Raw genomic sequence first — 15,618 nt, 5'->3', positions numbered from 1 at the left:
GCGGTTATGCGTTGCATAGCCGCTTTTTCTTTGCTAATATTTAGGGGATTGAGGAGAAACGTTATGTGGACATTTTTAGGCTATGGAAAAACATATTTAGATAAATGTGGTAGAGATAACATAGGAGCTTACGCAGCCCAGACAGCTTACTTTATGATTATGTCAGCTATTCCTGTTATGATGCTTCTTGTGTGGGTGGCAGGCTATGTGCCTTCTATTAATGAATATATGAATGAGCTTGTATATGATGTTCTTCCTGATACATTTTCACCATATATTGCAAAGGTTGTTGGTCTTGTTACACAAGCATCAGTTGGAATGATTTCAATATCAATAGTCATGGCTATATGGGCATCTGGTAAGGCTTTTCAGAATTTAATGGTTGGCCTTAATCAGGTTAACAAAATTGAAGAGACTAGAAACTGGTTTGCAAGACGATTTAAGGCTATCTTTTATACCCTTGTATTGTTATCAGTAATTGTTGTGATTATGCTAATGCTTGTATTCACACAAAAGCTTCAGTATTATGCTAAGAACTACTATGGCTTTTTGGCTTATGTGGTCGGTATCAGACCGCTTTTTAGAGGCATTTTTGTATTCATATTCTTGGTTATCGTATTTACGTTTTTGTTTACAGTATTGCCTAACAAGCATCTTACTTTTTTTAGTCAGCTACCTGGCGGTTTTTTATGTGCAGCAAGCTGGTATATCTTCAGTTTGATTTTTGCAATCTGGGTTAAGGTTCTTAATACATACTCAATGTATGGGGCGTTTGCAACCATGATGATGTTTATGTTTTGGCTGTATTTTTGCATGTATTTTATGCTTATGGCAGCAGAGGCTAATGTATTTTTCAAAGAGGCTTTTGGCCTTGCATGGCGCAATTTCATTAACAGAATGAAAGAGAAACATCATATAAAGTGGACTGATAATAATTAGTGTGCTACACTAGGCTAGGCGCTATTAGCGAAAGATTTAGTTTATTTTTTAGAAAGAAGTTATATGTTAGTAAAAGATTTTGATTATGAGCTTCCTGAAGAACTCATCGCTCAGGACCCTCTGGAAAAAAGAAGTAATTCAAGACTTATGGTTTTGGATAAGAAAACAGGTGAGACAATTCACAAACATTTCTATGACATAAAGGAATATCTTAAGGCCGGGGATTGCCTTGTTATCAATAATACAAAAGTAATTCCTGCTAGACTGTACGGAGCCAGGGTAGGTACTGGCGGCAAGGTAGAGATACTTCTTCTCAAAAGAATCAGTGATAATCAGTGGGAATGTCTTGTAAAGCCTGGTAAGAAGGCTCGCCCTGGAATGGAAATATCCTTTGGCGATGGCATTCTTAAAGGTAAAATCGTAGATATCGTAGATGAAGGTAACAGAATTATCGAGTTTAGCTATGATGGTATTTTCGAAGAAATACTTGATAAGCTTGGAGAGATGCCACTTCCACCTTATATTACACATAAGCTTCAGGATAGAAATAGATACCAGACAGTTTATGCTAAATATGACGGTTCAGCCGCAGCTCCTACTGCAGGTCTTCATTTTACACCAGAGCTTCTTGAAGAGATTAGGGCTATGGGAGTTAAGATAGCAGAGGTTACTCTTCATGTAGGTCTTGGTACCTTCCGTCCTGTTAAGGAAGAAGAGGTCTTAGATCATCACATGCATTCAGAGTACTACATACTTAACCAGGAAGCCTGTGATATCATCAACGAAACCAAGGCAAATGGTGGTAGAGTTATTTCAGTAGGCACCACAAGTACTCGTACACTAGAGTCCGCAGCAGAGCCAGGTAAGCCTCTTATACCTAAGAGTGGATGGACTCAGATTTTTATATATCCAGGTTACGAATTTAAGGTGATAGATGGGCTGATTACTAATTTCCATTTGCCTCAGTCTACACTTATTATGCTTGTTTCAGCTCTAGCTGGAAGAGAGCATGTGCTAGCAGCATACGAGGAGGCTGTTAGGGAAAAATACAGGTTTTTCTCATTTGGCGATGCCATGCTAATAACCGATTTATAACTTGAATTAAGCCAGTTTTACTGATAAAATTTTAACCTAATGAGATTTTAATTTATGGGAGGAAGCCATGATAGATATAATATCTGAATTGAGCACCAAGTTTGAAGCGGAGCTTCAGAATATCAAGAATTCTGAAGAACTTGAAAATATCCGTGTTTCTTACTTGGGTAAAAAAGGTAGTGTTACAGCTGCAATGAAGGAAATGGGCAAGCTTTCTGCAGAGGAAAAGAAGGAGTTTGGCCAGAAGATTAACGTACTTAAGAACACAGTTGCTGAAAAGATTGCTGCAAAGAAGGAAGAAATAGCATCACTTGAGCTACAGAAGGAGATTGATAAGGTTCCTGAATTTGATATCTCTCTTCCAGAGCGTTTAGAGCAGGGAAGCTATCATCCTATTACACTTGTGCAGCGCCAGTGCGAGACAATCTTTAAGTCTATGGGCTTTACAGTTGAGGATTATAGTGAAGTAGTTACTGATTACGAGTGCTTCGAATCAGTTAATATTCCTAAGTATCACCCAGCACGTGATATGCAGGATACATACTATCTTGAAAATGGACAGCTTCTTAAGTCACAGACTACAGCTGCTCAGAATGCTATCTACAAGAAATACCGTAAGCAGCTTATAGAAGATGGTACTCCAATCAAGGCTATCTTCCCAGGCCGTTGCTTTAGAAATGAGGCAACAGATGCTTGCCATGAGAACACATTCTTCCAGATGGAAGGCGTAATGGTTGGTAAAGATATTTCTATTTCAAACCTTATTTACTTCATGAAGACAATGCTTTCAGAGGTATTCAGACGTGATATTAAAGTAAGACTTCGTCCAGGCTTTTTCCCATTTGTGGAGCCAGGCTTCGAGCTTGATATTAACTGCCTAAACTGTGGTGGCAAGGGCTGCCCATCATGCAAGCACTCAGGTTGGCTTGAGCTTTGCCCATGCGGTATGGTTCATCCTAAGGTACTTGAGGAAGGTGGAATTGACCCTGATAAGTATACAGGTTTTGCTTTTGGCCTTGGTCTTACAAGACTTGCAATGATGAAATATGGAATAAAAGACATTCGTGATCTGAACAGTGGTAACCTTTCAAGCCTTGCTCAGTTCACTGATGATGAGCAGTAAGGGAGGACAAAGGACATGTTTATTTCAATGAATTGGATCTCTGATTTTGTTGACCTTGAAGGTTTAGACAAGATGGAGCTTATCAGTAAGTTCTCTCTTGCAACAGCAGAGGTAGAAAATGATATTTTCCATAAAGGTGAGGATTTATCTGGTGTAGTAGTTGCTGAGATTAAATCAGTAGAAGAGCACCCAGAATCTAAGAAGCTTCACCTTCTTAAGGTGGATGCAGGTGATGGCAAGCTTACAGATGTTGTTTGCGGCGCACCTAACGTTCGTGTTGGAATGAAGACTGCATTTGCAAAGGTGGGGGCTCAGCTTGGTGATATTACAATCGCACCTCGTCCACTTGCAGGCTACGATTCATTTGGTATGTGTTGTTCAGAAAAGGAAATCGGTATTTCTGATAACAACGATGGTATCATGGACATTTTAGAGGATGTAGCAAATGGTACAGATATTAAGGACTTATACGAAATCGATGACATTATCTTCGAGGTAGATAACAAGTCTCTTACTAACCGTCCTGACCTTTGGGGTCACTATGGTATCGCTAGAGAGTTTGCTACTATTGCAAAGCGTCCTTTAAAGGAGCTTCCAACACTTGATTTAAGTAAGTACGACAATCTTGAAAAGATTGATTTAAAAATAGAAGACGAGCTTTGCCAGAGATATTCTTCCCTCAAGGTGGAAAACATTGAAAAGAATGTTGCACCTATGAATATGAGAATTCGTCTTTTCTATTGTGGCATGAGAGGAATCAACCTTCTTGCAGACCTTACAAACTACATTATGCTTGAAATGGGTCAGCCAATGCATGCCTTTGACTCTCGTAAGGTAGGAAAGATTCGTATCAAGAGATTTGATAAGCCATTTACATTCACAACACTTGATGGTGTAGAGCGTAATATTGACGAGAATACACTTATGATTTGCAACGACAACACACCAGTTGCCATTGCAGGTATTATGGGTGGTCTTGATTCAGAAATCGTAGATGATACTACAACACTTACACTTGAGTCAGCTACATTTAATGCAGCTTCAATCAGAAAGAGCGCAGTACGTCTTGCTCACAGAACAGATGCTTCTGCTCGTTATGAAAAGAGCCTTGACCCTGAAATGACAACAGTTGCTATAGCTCGTTTCATGAAGCTTTTAACAGAAATTGACCCTGGAGTTAAGGTTGTATCAGCTCTTACAGATGAATATGCATTCCATTATCCGCATATTGCCCTTGATTTTGATAAGAACTTTGTGGATAAGTACACAGGAATAGAGATTAGTAATGAGCATATTGTGGATACACTTACATCTCTTGGCTTTGGTATCACTCAGGATGGGGATAACTTCCATGTAGATGTTCCATCTTATCGTGCTACTAAGGATATCAGCTTAAAGGCAGATATTATCGAAGAGATTACACGTATCTACGGATATGATAACTTTGAGCTTTCTACAACAAATGCACCTCTTTACCCTGTTCGTATGGCAGAGGACAAGAATGTTGAGGACAGAATCAAGGATATTCTTGTTAAGAGATTTAAGCTTCATGAGGTTCATTCTTATGTATGGCAGTATGCAGATGAATATAAGAAGCTTGGAATGGAAGTGGAGGAGAATGTTAAGCTTGCTAACTCTACAAACCCTAACATCGAAACACTTCGTCGTTCCATTATTCCTACACAGCTTTGCCAGGTAAACTACAATACCGGCTTTGCTACAGACTTTGGTATTTTCGAAGTAGGTCGAGTTGTTGAAGGAACAAAGGAAGATGGCCTTTGCGATGAACACAAAAAGCTTTGCATCACTTTATTCTCAAAGACAAAGTCTCTTGAGCAGCTTTTCTTTGAACTTCGTGATATGATTGCTGAGACAATCGAGGATGTTAGACATAAGTCTCTTACATATAATAACCTTGAGGCTACTCATTCCTATGAGCATCCAAAGAATCTTTTCAGTTTATCAATTGATAATACTGTAATTGGTAAGCTTGGTGTGGCACATCCTTTAGTATCTAAGAAGATAGATAAAAAGGCAGCAATAGTATTTGCTGAAATCGATGTAGAAACACTTGCTGATATTAAGCAACAGCCTATTTCTTACAATGAGCCATCAAAATATCCTTCAATTGAAGTAGATTTATCATTTATAGCAGAGAAATTTTCCGAAATAAATGATACAATAAAAGTAACAGCAGGAGATATCCTGAAAAATGTAGGAGTTGCCGATATATATTCTGACGGCTCTAGCAAGTCAATTACCGTAAGATTACTCTTTGGTACAGATGAGCGTACACTTACACACGAAGAGGTTCAGAAGGTTGTTGACGATATAATCGAAAAGCTTAAGAATAAGGGCATCAATCTAAAGGGGTAAATAATTTTGGGAGGCATGAGCATGGAAGAAAAGAGAAAAAACAAAAGACTTGATATTGATGTTAAGGTCGAAATCGAAAGAATCGATGAAGACAACATCACCACTGTTAAATACATGGAGGTTGATGTAGTTAATATCTCTAAGACAGGTTTAGCTTTCAGAGTACCAGATGTTAAATTTGAGGTTGGAGCATGTTTTGATGCTAAAATCCAGATTTGGACAAAGGAAACAATTGATACTGTATTTAAGGTTGTCAGAGTTAATGAGCTTGATAATGGAGTTCATGAGTACGGATGTATTTTCGTTGGGATGACAGATACTGATGCACTCAAGATAGAGATTTATCAACTGTTTAACGATGCACAGTAGAACAAGCTGGGAGAATAATTATCGTGAATAATAGTATTATTTTCCCGAATTTGCATATTACACTTGATAATGTTGGAAAAGGATTCTATATTGGATCCTTTTTCATTGCTTTTTACGGTGTAATTATTGCAATCGGGATGTTAATTGGCGTTAGCTTTATTCTTAAGGAAGCTAAGCGCGTTGGCTTTAATGAGGATGAATTCCTTGATATTTGCATTATTACCATTATAGTAGGTGTTATCGGTGCTCGTGTTTATTATGTAATATTTGCCTGGGATTATTATAAGGATAATCCAATCAGTGCACTTAATATTAGGCAGGGGGGTCTTGCTATATACGGTGGTGTTCTTTTTGGTATAGCATGTATATATGTTTTATCCCGTATAAAAAAGCTTAACTTTCTGCGGGTTATGGATGTAGCTATGTTTGGCGTAATAATTGGCCAGATATTTGGAAGATGGGGCAATTTCTTTAATAGAGAAGTTTTTGGTCAGTATACAGATGGGCTCTTTGCCATGCTTCTTCCTATAGATGCTATCCGCTCCCAGTCAGACGTTACTGCTGAAATGCTTACTAATTTAGTAACAATAAATGGAGTAAATTACATATCTGTTCATCCGACTTTTTTGTATGAATCCATGTGGAATCTTGGGTTACTCATCTTTCTTCTTTGCACTAGAAAGAAAAAGAAATTCGATGGATATGTATTTTTTACATATCTAATTGTGTATGGTGCCGGAAGATTTTGGATCGAGGGAGTTCGTACTGACCAGCTTAAGCTGTGGGGAACAAATATGGCCGTTTCACAAATTATAGCTGGAATATCAGTCGTGGTAGGAAGTGGTTTGTTTTTATATTATCTGAAGAGACATCCATTACAAAATGACAAATAAATTGTATTTTTTTAAAGACATTGGTTAGCCAATGTCTTTTTTTATGCCATTTTTTATCAGATATTGTGCTTTTTGTAGTAATCCCCTCCACTTTATACCACATCTTGAAGATGGGCGAAAACATTGATTTTTCACGGTTTGTGGGTTGCGAAGATGGCATTTATAGTATAAAATGTAGTTAAAAGTGGAGGAAAGTGGTTATATAGTGTCACAAAGTGGTGGAAAGGAGGAAATGCTGATATGTTCATGGGCGAATACTGTCACAATATAGATGCCAAGAACCGTCTAATTATGCCAGCTAAGTTTCGTGAACAGCTTGGAGAGCATTTCGTAGCCACTAAGGGACTTGATGGTTGTTTGTTCGTTTATCCAATGAGCGAGTGGCAGACAATCGAGGAGAAATTTAGAGAAATACCACTGACCACTAAGGATGCTAGAAAGTTCTCTCGTTTTTTCTTTGCAGGAGCTGCAGAGTGCGATGTGGATAAGCAGGGAAGAGTACTTATTCCATCTACACTAAAGGAGTATGCAGGTATCGATAAGGAAGTGGTATCTGTGGGCGTTTTAAACAGAATAGAAATCTGGTCAAAGGAAAGATGGCAGGATGAAGGCACTTATGATGATATGGATGAAATAGCAGAGCACATGGCTGAGTTAGGATTGGGAATTTAAATGGAGTTTAATCATTATTCAGTTTTATTACATGAAACTATTGATAATTTGAATATAAAGCCAGATGGAATCTATGTTGATGGCACTTTGGGTGGCGGCGGACATTCTTATGAAATCGCAAGCCGCTTGACTACTGGCCATTTATATGGATTTGATCAGGATACTGATGCTTTAAGGGCAGCAGGTGAGCGCCTGTCACCATTTAAGGACAGGGTTACCACCATCCACAGTAACTACGAGTTCATGAAAGAAAAGCTATCTGAATTTGGGGTTACAAAGGTAGATGGAATTATGCTTGACCTTGGAGTATCCAGCTTCCAGCTTGATGAGGCTGAAAGAGGCTTTACTTACAGGGTGGATGATGCTCCGCTTGATATGCGTATGAACAAGGACAGCGATATGACAGCTGCTGATATTGTTAATACATATTCGCCAGAAGACTTAACCAGAGTATTGTTTACATACGGCGAGGAGAAGTTTTCTAAGCAGATTGTAAAGAATATTGTTAAGGAAAGGGAACTTGCTCCTATTCTTACAGCTGGTCAGTTGAACAAAATAATTGCAGAAAGTATTCCAAAAAAAGCTCAGGTTGGCCAGGGCCATCCATCTAAGAGAACATATCAGGCTCTTAGAATAGAGCTTAACAGGGAATTGACAGTGTTAGAAGACCATATAGATGATATGGTGGATTTGCTTAATCCTGGTGGAAGGCTTTGTATTATCACCTTCCATTCTTTAGAGGACAGGATAACAAAGGTTGCTTTTAAGAGAAACGAAGACCCATGCACATGCCCTAAGGATTTTCCAGTATGTGTTTGTGGCAAAAAATCAAAGGGCAAGGTAATTACAAGAAAGCCAATTTTGCCTAGTGACAAAGAGCTAGAGGAGAACTCAAGATCTAAGAGTGCTAAGCTTAGAGTCTTTGAAAGAGGAAATTAAACGGGTTTTAATGTATTGAATAAAGGGAGTTTAATGCTAGTTTTAATTGCAAGATTTTAGGAGTTAGAGAATGCAGGAAGTAAGAACTTATTATTACAATCAGGGTAATGCGGTTAGAAAAGAGTCAGAACTTGTTCTGAGCCCTGCTAGAAGTCTGCCCACAAGACAGCAGCGTGAACGTGAAAAGAGAGAAGAGGCAATGCGCCGTCAAAAGATTACAGATAGAAGACGTGCGGCAGCCCTTAGAAAAAATAGATTATTAACAGGTTATATGATAGTAGCAGTTATTCTTACATGCCTTATGTTAGTTGGTTATGTAGGCTTGCAGACAAATGTTACCACTAGAATGAATCATATAGCTGAGTTACAGAATGAACTATCAACAGTAAATGCAGATAATAAGGCGGCAGAAAGCAGAATATCCACAACAACAAATCTTTCAGAAATTAAGGATAAAGCCATAAATGAATTGGGAATGGTGTATGCAACTAACAACCAAATAGTGTATTATAGTGTAGATGGTTCGGACTACATGAGTCAATACCAGGATATTCCATAGAATAGAGATTCACACAATGGCTAGTAATAAAAGACGAAGATTAAAACCAAATAAAAAAATATTAAAAAGAATGCAACGTAAGCTCTGGCTAGTATTTGGAGTTGTTTGTATTCTTTTTGTCGTTCTGATAGGACGAGTAATGTACATTCAGCGTACTAGTGGGGATAAATATGAAAAGATTGTATTATCCCAGCAGGATTATGATAGTACCATTATTCCATTTCAACGAGGCAATATTGTTGATGCAAGAGGCACAGTACTTGCAACCAGCGTAGATGTATACAATGTAGTTTTGGATTGTAAGGTATTGAATGGAAATGAGAAGAAGTTTGAAGGAAGCATAGCTGCTACAGTTGATCTTGTAACAGAATGCTTTGAAGAGATTGATGCCGAAACAATCAAAACTCAGCTGAAAGACAATGCTTCAAGCCAGTACTATATTCTTGCTAAGAAGGTCGCTTATGAAGAGATGGCCAAGTTCCAGGAAAAGAAAGAGGAGAAGGGCTACTAGGGAAAGATATTTGGCATTTGGTTTGAAAAAGAATATATCAGACAATATCCATACGGAAGCCTTGCGGCAGCTACTATTGGATACGCCAGCAGTGGTAACACAGGTGTTATTGGATTAGAGAATAAATATTCTTCTGTTTTAAATGGTATTAATGGACGTACCTATGGTTATCTTAATTCGGATAACAACTTAGAGCAGACAACAATCGATGCAACAAACGGTAATAATATTGTTTTATCATTAGATGTTAATATTCAAAGCATAGTAGAAAAGGCTGTGGCAGATTGGAATGAGGCAACAGCTGCCACTTGGAATGCAGAGCATCCAGATGAGCCTGAGACCTTTGGCTCTAAGCACACGGCAGTGCTTGTTATGAATCCAAACAATGGCGAGATTTATGCCATGGCTCAGTATCCTAATTTTGATTTGAACAATCCTAGAGATTTGACACCTTTCTTCAGTCAGGAAGATATAGATGCCATGGATCAGGAACAAAAGATGGATGAGCTTAACAAAATATGGCAGAATTTCTGCACAACCTACACCTATGAGCCAGGTTCTACATTTAAACCATTTACTGTTGCTATGGGACTTGAAACAGGTGTGCTTACAGGGGATGAAACCTATTTCTGCGATGGTGGTGAAATGATTCCAGGCTACCCTAAGCTGGTAAAATGTGTTGCCCATAACAAGGGTGGACATGGTATGCAGACTATTGCAGATGCATTATCTAATTCTTGCAATGATGCTTTAATGCAGATGGCAAGAGTAATCGGCCCTGAAACCTTTTCTGAATATCAATCTATTTTTGGTTTTGGCCAAAAAACAGGAATTGATTTAACAGGTGAGGCTAGTACAGCAAGTCTTATCTATAGTGAGGATGATTTAAATTCTGCTATTAACCTTGCAACAAATTCATTTGGACAGAACTTTAACACTACAATGATTCAGCTTGGGACTGGATTTTGTTCATTGATTAATGGAGGTTATCTTTACGAACCTCATTTAGTTACAAAGATTACAGATTCAAATGGTAATACAGTTTCTGAGATAGAGCCTGTTATTCAAAAAAGAACTATTTCCAAAGAAACAGGAGATTTAATAAAAAGCTATTTGGAATATGTTGTTTCTGATGGAACAGGTAAGACTGCAGGCGTTGAAGGCTACAGGATTGGTGGTAAGACAGGTACAGCAGAGAAGCTTCCTCGTGGTAACTATAAGTATTTAGTTTCGTTTATAGGATTTGCACCTGTTGATAATCCTCAGGTAGTAGTGTATGTTATTGTAGATGAGCCTGGAGTTGGTGCAATCGGTAACAATCAGGCCCACAGTAGCTTTGCTCAGGAAATCTGTCATAATATTTTTGAGCAGATTTTACCATACCTTGGGGTTGAATCTTCTCTATCAGAAGAAGAACAAGCCCAGGCAGCCCAGTCTCTTACAGAGGCAGCCCAGGCTGTTCCAGATGAAGGTGTTTCTGAGGATACACCAGAGGGCGCAGATTCAACAGCAGATCCATCAGCTACACCTGAAGTAGTGGAGGATACAACAGGTCAATAATTTGTTTAATATAGAGATTTATAGAAGAGGATTGGAGTCTAATTATGTTTGAAATTTTTTTACCAATGCTAGTAAGCTTTGTTTTGGTTCTTATTTTAGGACCGATTTGTATCCCTGTTCTTAGACGACTTAAGATGGGAAATACTGAAAGAGAATATATTAAAGAGCATAAGGCTAAGAACGGAACCCCTTCCATGGGCGGTATTATGATTCTTATAGCTTTTGCCGTTGTAGGCTTTTATCATGCCAGATTTTGCCCACATATTTATCCAGTTCTATTTGTGACATTGGGATTTGGAATTATAGGATTTATCGATGATTTCCTTAAGGCTGTTAAGCACAGCTCTGATGGCTTAAAGGCATGGCAGAAGATGCTTGGACAGATTGCTATAACAACTGGCTTTGCAGTATATATGGTTAAGTTTTCAGATATTTCCTTAGAGCTTAGGATTCCTTTTACAGGAGCGTTTGTTGACATAGGCTGGCTTGCTGTTGTTGTTCTTTATTTAGCAGTTCTTGGTACAGTAAACGGAGCAAACTTTACAGATGGGTTAGATGGACTTGCAACATCAGTTACACTTGTAATAGCTGCTTTCTTTGGAGTAGCTGCAATTCATTTGTATTCAGATATTACTCCAGCGATTGCTGGTATGATTGGTGCACTTTTAGGCTTTTTGATGTTTAATGTTCACCCAGCTAAGATTTTTATGGGAGATACAGGCTCCCTTGCCCTTGGTGGTTTTGTAGCATCTTGTGCCTATATGTTAAAGATGCCAATCTTTATTATCATAGTTGCTATTATTTATTTAGCAGAGGTTCTATCGGTTATTCTTCAGGTAGGCTATTTTAAGCTTACAGGAGGAAAACGTATCTTTAGAATGGCACCTATTCATCATCATTTTGAATTAGGAGGCTGGTCAGAGGTAAAGGTTGTTGCTGTGTTTACAACAGTTACTATTTTCTTATGCGTTTTTGCATATTATTTGGTCTAAGGGATAGGGGAAGAGTATATGGTAAGAGAGCAGGAGTATGCCGCCGCACGTAAAGAGGCGCGGCGACGGAAAAAACTTAAAAAGTTGCTTAATTTTGATTATACCTTACTACTTATCGTTATATTTATCCTTGCCTTTGGATTGGTTATGCTTTACAGTACTTCGGCTTACGCTGCAGCCTTAAAAACCGGTAATTCAGCGACTTATTTAAAGAAACAGCTATTTGCAGCATGCTTAGGCTTTTTGGGTATGTTTTTTTCTACCAAAATTGATTACAGAAGATGGGCCACACTTACGATTCCTTTTTATCTTGGGTCCATATTTCTGTGCTTCATAGTAATTTTTGTAGGTAAAACTGTAAACGGTCAGGCTAGATGGTTAATGCTTGGCCCAATTCAAATGCAACCTTCTGAATTAGGAAAAGTATCTATTATTTTGCTTTTAGCCTTTGTTATAGATAGATTTCCAAAAGCTCAACGAACAATTCAAGGGACCTTAAAAACACTTGCAATTGCTTTTCCTTTGTTTGGTATAGTAGCTTACAACAATCTGTCTACAGCCATTATAATTCTTGGAATAGCTTTTGTTATGGTATTTGTTGCATCACCTAAATATTTATATTTTGTTGGGGCAATTGGAATAGGAGTGTTACTGATACTGGCTTCAATACCACTTGCAGGATATAGGGCTGGGCGTATACAAGCCTGGTTACATCCGGAAGATTTTATTAGCAGTACAGGCTATCAAACCTTACAGGGGCTCTATGCAATTGGTAGTGGAGGATTGTTTGGAAAAGGCTTAGGAGAGAGTATGCAAAAGTACATAGTGCCTGAAGCTCAAAACGATATGATTTTTTCTATTATTTGTGAGGAACTTGGGGTATTTGGAGCAGTTTGCGTTATCCTTTTGTATATTCTGCTTTTGTATAGACTTCTATATATTGCTAATCATGCAAAGGATATGTTTGGCTCATATATTTGCATTGGAATTATGGCTCACATTGCCATTCAAGTTATTTTGAATGTTGCGGTTGTTACTAATTCTATGCCTAATACTGGTGTTACTTTGCCTCTTATTAGCTATGGTGGAACATCAGTGGCGATTCTTCTTACTGAGCTAGGTCTTGCGCTTAGTGTATCAAAGAATATGGAATTCAAGGAGGATGAAGATGTCTAGAAGGCGTAGAAGACGAAGCATAGGTAGCTTCATCCTTGGAATAATAGAATTGATTCTTGCTATAGTCATATTTGCACTTATTGCTATGGCAGCAGCTTATTTCTTTTGTCCTCTGAAAAAGGTGGATGTTGAAGGAACTGATTTATATACAAATGATGAAATAGTTAATTACATTATAGATGATGATTACTCTCATAATACAGTATATGCTTTTATCAAAAACAAGCTTTTTCCTAAAGGTGACGCAGAGTTTATTGAGTCATTTGATGTTTCGATAAAGGGACCTAATCATTTGACGATTATTTGTAATGAAAAGCCTATTTTAGGATATATCATGACAGAGGATGGCAAGTACCTGTATTTTGATTATGATGGCAATATTACAGAAATAAGCGAAACCTTTGTTGATAGAGGCTACATGCAGGTTGATGGCGTTTCCCTTGATGAACCAGAGATTGGAAAGGCATTGCCAATAGGTGATGACGAAATGGGCTACCTGCTATCATTAATTAAAATCCTTAGGAAAAATGAGTTGATGCCTAATGCTATTTCTTATGACGAAAAAAGTCATATTACTATAAGATATGAGACCTATAGCATTGCTTTAGGAAACAGCTACTTGCTTGAAGAGAAGATTGACAGGATGCTTAGGATACTTCCACAGATTGAAGGATTATATGGCACACTACATCTTGAAAATTATTCTAATCAAAATACAGATATTGTATTTGAAAAAGATGAGGTCTCAGAATAAGAAAATGGATTTTTTGTTAAAAAACGGTTGCGAAATATAGTGAAAAACTATAATATTATTAGTGTACATTTATGAGTATGCATTTGGTATTAGAGATTTTGCAACCTCCCGTAGAGGTTTAATAAAAGGAGGATATAGTTTTGATTAACATTACGACTGACGAAACAGGAGCTCCTGTCAGAATCATTGTTGTTGGTGTCGGCGGAGCTGGCAACAATGCAGTAAAGCGTATGGTTGAAGAGGGAATTGGGGGAGTTGAGTTCATCGGAATCAACACTGATAAGCAGGCCCTTGATTTATGCAAGGCACCTACTCTTTTAGCTATAGGTGAAAAAACTACAGGCGGAAAGGGCGCTGGAGCTAATCCAGAAGTAGGCCAGAAGTCTGCTGAAGAAAGCGCAGAGGATATTTCATCAGCAATCAAAGGTGCTGACATGGTATTTATTACTTGCGGTATGGGCGGCGGTACAGGTACTGGTGCTGCTCCTGTAGTTGCTAAGATTGCAAAAGAGCAGGGTATACTTACAGTAGGTATTGTTACCAAGCCTTTCCAGTTTGAGGGTAAGCCACGTATGAACAACGCTCTCAATGGTATAGAAAGATTAAAGGAAAATGTTGATACACTTATCGTTATCCCTAACCAGAAGCTTGTTGAAATCTGCAACAAGAGCATGGGAATTGGCGAAAGCTTTAGAATGGCAGATGGTGTACTTCACCAGGCTGTTCAGGGTATAACAGATCTTATTACTAAGAACTCACTTATTAACCTTGACTTCGCTGATGTTACTACTGTTATGAAGGATAAGGGATTAGCACACGTAGGTATCGGTTCTGCTAAGGGTGATGAGAAGGCTCTTGAGGCTGTTAAGGCAGCTGTTGCATCTCCACTTCTTGAGACAAGCATCCAGGGCGCTACAGATGTTATTGTTAATATCTGCGGTGATGTTGGACTTAATGATGCTAACGAAGCTACATCTTATGTACAGGATATGACAGGTGCAGATGCTAATATCATTCTTGGTATCACTGTTGACGAATCTATGGATGATGAAGTTTCTGTTACAGTTATTGCTACAGGACTTGGTGATCCAGCTCCAGCTGGAAGCTTCCGTAGCACAACAGGCATGGTTTACGGCTCACAGCCAAGACAGTCTAGTGCTGATATTCTTGGCAGCATGAATAGAGCAGCAGCTCCTGCAAGCCAGTCAGGTGTTACAAACACACCACCAGTTGTAAACAGACCTGTTACACCTACTCCTATACAGCGTCCAGTTACACCAACTGTACCTACAGAAAGTTCAATACCTGAGCTCAACATTAAGATGCCAGATTTCATGAACTCAATTAAAAAATAATTAGTCTATCAATCAAAGCCCCAAGTTTTGGTGCTTTTTTGTTACCCTAAATCGCGCCCTGCTCCCCTTTTAATAGTACATATATATGTACAGACGTACCTGTTATTATCTTTTCATAAACATACAGGAGGTCATTGATTATGAAAAGAAAGCTTGATAAAGGTACAATTATTTCTTTGGCAGTTATTGCTTTATTGTTTGCAACAGGGGTTATATTCTTTTTGCTTTTTATGTTCGACATACAAATTTCACAAGCTAATATAGGCCAGTTTATTGGTTCATATTCCGGACTTTCCAGTTCTATT

Annotated in this window: 15 protein-coding genes; all 15 read left to right on the top strand. The window is 38.3% G+C overall.

Annotation, left to right across the window (positions count from 1 at the left end; genetic code table 11):
* The first annotated feature begins 63 nt into the window (after positions 1-63).
* The 15 genes from IJ535_RS09005 to ftsZ all read left to right on the top strand — a co-directional run bounded on the left by IJ535_RS09005 (position 64) and on the right by ftsZ (position 15,313).
* The gene (locus tag IJ535_RS09005; RefSeq protein WP_294295697.1) at positions 64-939 is read left to right on the top strand and encodes a YihY/virulence factor BrkB family protein; all 876 of its coding nucleotides are present in this window, start codon (positions 64-66) and stop codon (positions 937-939) included.
* 63 nt (positions 940-1,002) lie between these two features.
* Positions 1,003-2,034 carry a tRNA preQ1(34) S-adenosylmethionine ribosyltransferase-isomerase QueA gene (gene queA / locus IJ535_RS09000; RefSeq protein ID WP_294301563.1) on the top strand — a complete coding sequence of 344 codons (1,032 nt, stop codon included), beginning with the start codon at positions 1,003-1,005 and terminating at the stop codon, positions 2,032-2,034.
* 67 nt (positions 2,035-2,101) lie between these two features.
* A complete protein-coding gene (gene pheS / locus IJ535_RS08995; RefSeq protein ID WP_294301561.1) occupies positions 2,102-3,157 on the top strand; it encodes a phenylalanine--tRNA ligase subunit alpha in 1,056 nt (351 codons plus the stop codon).
* 15 nt (positions 3,158-3,172) lie between these two features.
* Positions 3,173-5,533, top strand: a complete 2,361-nt coding sequence (gene pheT / locus IJ535_RS08990) for a phenylalanine--tRNA ligase subunit beta (protein WP_294301558.1) — start codon at positions 3,173-3,175, stop codon at positions 5,531-5,533.
* 21 nt (positions 5,534-5,554) lie between these two features.
* Entirely contained in the window at positions 5,555-5,902 is a 348-nt protein-coding gene (locus tag IJ535_RS08985; protein ID WP_294301556.1) for a PilZ domain-containing protein, read from the top strand.
* Positions 5,903-5,925: 23 nt separating this feature from the next.
* Positions 5,926-6,795: a prolipoprotein diacylglyceryl transferase gene (gene lgt / locus IJ535_RS08980; RefSeq protein ID WP_294295702.1), complete on the top strand. Its 870-nt coding sequence runs from the start codon at positions 5,926-5,928 to the stop codon at positions 6,793-6,795.
* Positions 6,796-7,035: 240 nt separating this feature from the next.
* Positions 7,036-7,467 carry a division/cell wall cluster transcriptional repressor MraZ gene (mraZ, locus tag IJ535_RS08975; RefSeq protein WP_294295703.1) on the top strand — a complete coding sequence of 144 codons (432 nt, stop codon included), beginning with the start codon at positions 7,036-7,038 and terminating at the stop codon, positions 7,465-7,467.
* Positions 7,468-8,406 carry a 16S rRNA (cytosine(1402)-N(4))-methyltransferase RsmH gene (gene rsmH, locus IJ535_RS08970; protein ID WP_294301554.1) on the top strand — a complete coding sequence of 313 codons (939 nt, stop codon included), beginning with the start codon at positions 7,468-7,470 and terminating at the stop codon, positions 8,404-8,406.
* A gap of 70 nt (positions 8,407-8,476) precedes the next feature.
* Positions 8,477-8,965: a hypothetical protein gene (locus IJ535_RS08965; protein ID WP_294295705.1), complete on the top strand. Its 489-nt coding sequence runs from the start codon at positions 8,477-8,479 to the stop codon at positions 8,963-8,965.
* Between the two features lie 139 nt (positions 8,966-9,104).
* On the top strand, positions 9,105-9,476 hold the full coding sequence (locus tag IJ535_RS08960) for a hypothetical protein (RefSeq protein ID WP_294301552.1): 372 nt from the start codon (positions 9,105-9,107) through the stop codon (positions 9,474-9,476).
* 276 nt (positions 9,477-9,752) lie between these two features.
* Positions 9,753-11,036, top strand: coding sequence for a peptidoglycan D,D-transpeptidase FtsI family protein (locus tag IJ535_RS08955; RefSeq protein WP_294301549.1), 1,284 nt, complete (start codon positions 9,753-9,755; stop codon positions 11,034-11,036).
* 44 nt (positions 11,037-11,080) lie between these two features.
* Complete coding sequence (gene mraY, locus IJ535_RS08950) at positions 11,081-12,028, top strand: phospho-N-acetylmuramoyl-pentapeptide-transferase (protein WP_330619565.1); 948 nt, start codon at positions 11,081-11,083, stop codon at positions 12,026-12,028.
* 18 nt (positions 12,029-12,046) lie between these two features.
* The gene (locus IJ535_RS08945; RefSeq protein ID WP_294301547.1) at positions 12,047-13,204 is read left to right on the top strand and encodes an FtsW/RodA/SpoVE family cell cycle protein; all 1,158 of its coding nucleotides are present in this window, start codon (positions 12,047-12,049) and stop codon (positions 13,202-13,204) included.
* The gene (locus tag IJ535_RS08940) at positions 13,197-13,958 is read left to right on the top strand and encodes a cell division protein FtsQ/DivIB (RefSeq protein ID WP_294301546.1); all 762 of its coding nucleotides are present in this window, start codon (positions 13,197-13,199) and stop codon (positions 13,956-13,958) included. Before IJ535_RS08945 ends, IJ535_RS08940 begins: the two co-directional genes overlap by 8 nt.
* Before the next feature lie 140 nt (positions 13,959-14,098).
* Positions 14,099-15,313: a cell division protein FtsZ gene (gene ftsZ, locus IJ535_RS08935; protein ID WP_294301543.1), complete on the top strand. Its 1,215-nt coding sequence runs from the start codon at positions 14,099-14,101 to the stop codon at positions 15,311-15,313.
* Positions 15,314-15,618 lie beyond the last annotated feature (305 nt).

This window comes from Pseudobutyrivibrio sp. (assembly GCF_017471675.1).
Lineage (GTDB): Bacteria > Bacillota > Clostridia > Lachnospirales > Lachnospiraceae > Pseudobutyrivibrio.
The sequence above is the reverse complement of the archived record's forward strand: the minus strand, read 5'-3'. Positions and strand labels throughout refer to the sequence as shown.

Coding starts and splice junctions, on each gene's coding strand:
- IJ535_RS09005 (WP_294295697.1), top strand. CDS start 64: ATGTGGACATTTTTAGGCTATGGAAAAACATATTTAGATAAATGTGGT.
- queA (WP_294301563.1), top strand. CDS start 1,003: ATGTTAGTAAAAGATTTTGATTATGAGCTTCCTGAAGAACTCATCGCT.
- pheS (WP_294301561.1), top strand. CDS start 2,102: ATGATAGATATAATATCTGAATTGAGCACCAAGTTTGAAGCGGAGCTT.
- pheT (WP_294301558.1), top strand. CDS start 3,173: ATGTTTATTTCAATGAATTGGATCTCTGATTTTGTTGACCTTGAAGGT.
- IJ535_RS08985 (WP_294301556.1), top strand. CDS start 5,555: ATGGAAGAAAAGAGAAAAAACAAAAGACTTGATATTGATGTTAAGGTC.
- mraZ (WP_294295703.1), top strand. CDS start 7,036: ATGTTCATGGGCGAATACTGTCACAATATAGATGCCAAGAACCGTCTA.
- rsmH (WP_294301554.1), top strand. CDS start 7,468: ATGGAGTTTAATCATTATTCAGTTTTATTACATGAAACTATTGATAAT.
- IJ535_RS08965 (WP_294295705.1), top strand. CDS start 8,477: ATGCAGGAAGTAAGAACTTATTATTACAATCAGGGTAATGCGGTTAGA.
- IJ535_RS08960 (WP_294301552.1), top strand. CDS start 9,105: ATGTACATTCAGCGTACTAGTGGGGATAAATATGAAAAGATTGTATTA.
- mraY (WP_330619565.1), top strand. CDS start 11,081: ATGTTTGAAATTTTTTTACCAATGCTAGTAAGCTTTGTTTTGGTTCTT.
- IJ535_RS08945 (WP_294301547.1), top strand. CDS start 12,047: ATGGTAAGAGAGCAGGAGTATGCCGCCGCACGTAAAGAGGCGCGGCGA.
- IJ535_RS08940 (WP_294301546.1), top strand. CDS start 13,197: ATGTCTAGAAGGCGTAGAAGACGAAGCATAGGTAGCTTCATCCTTGGA.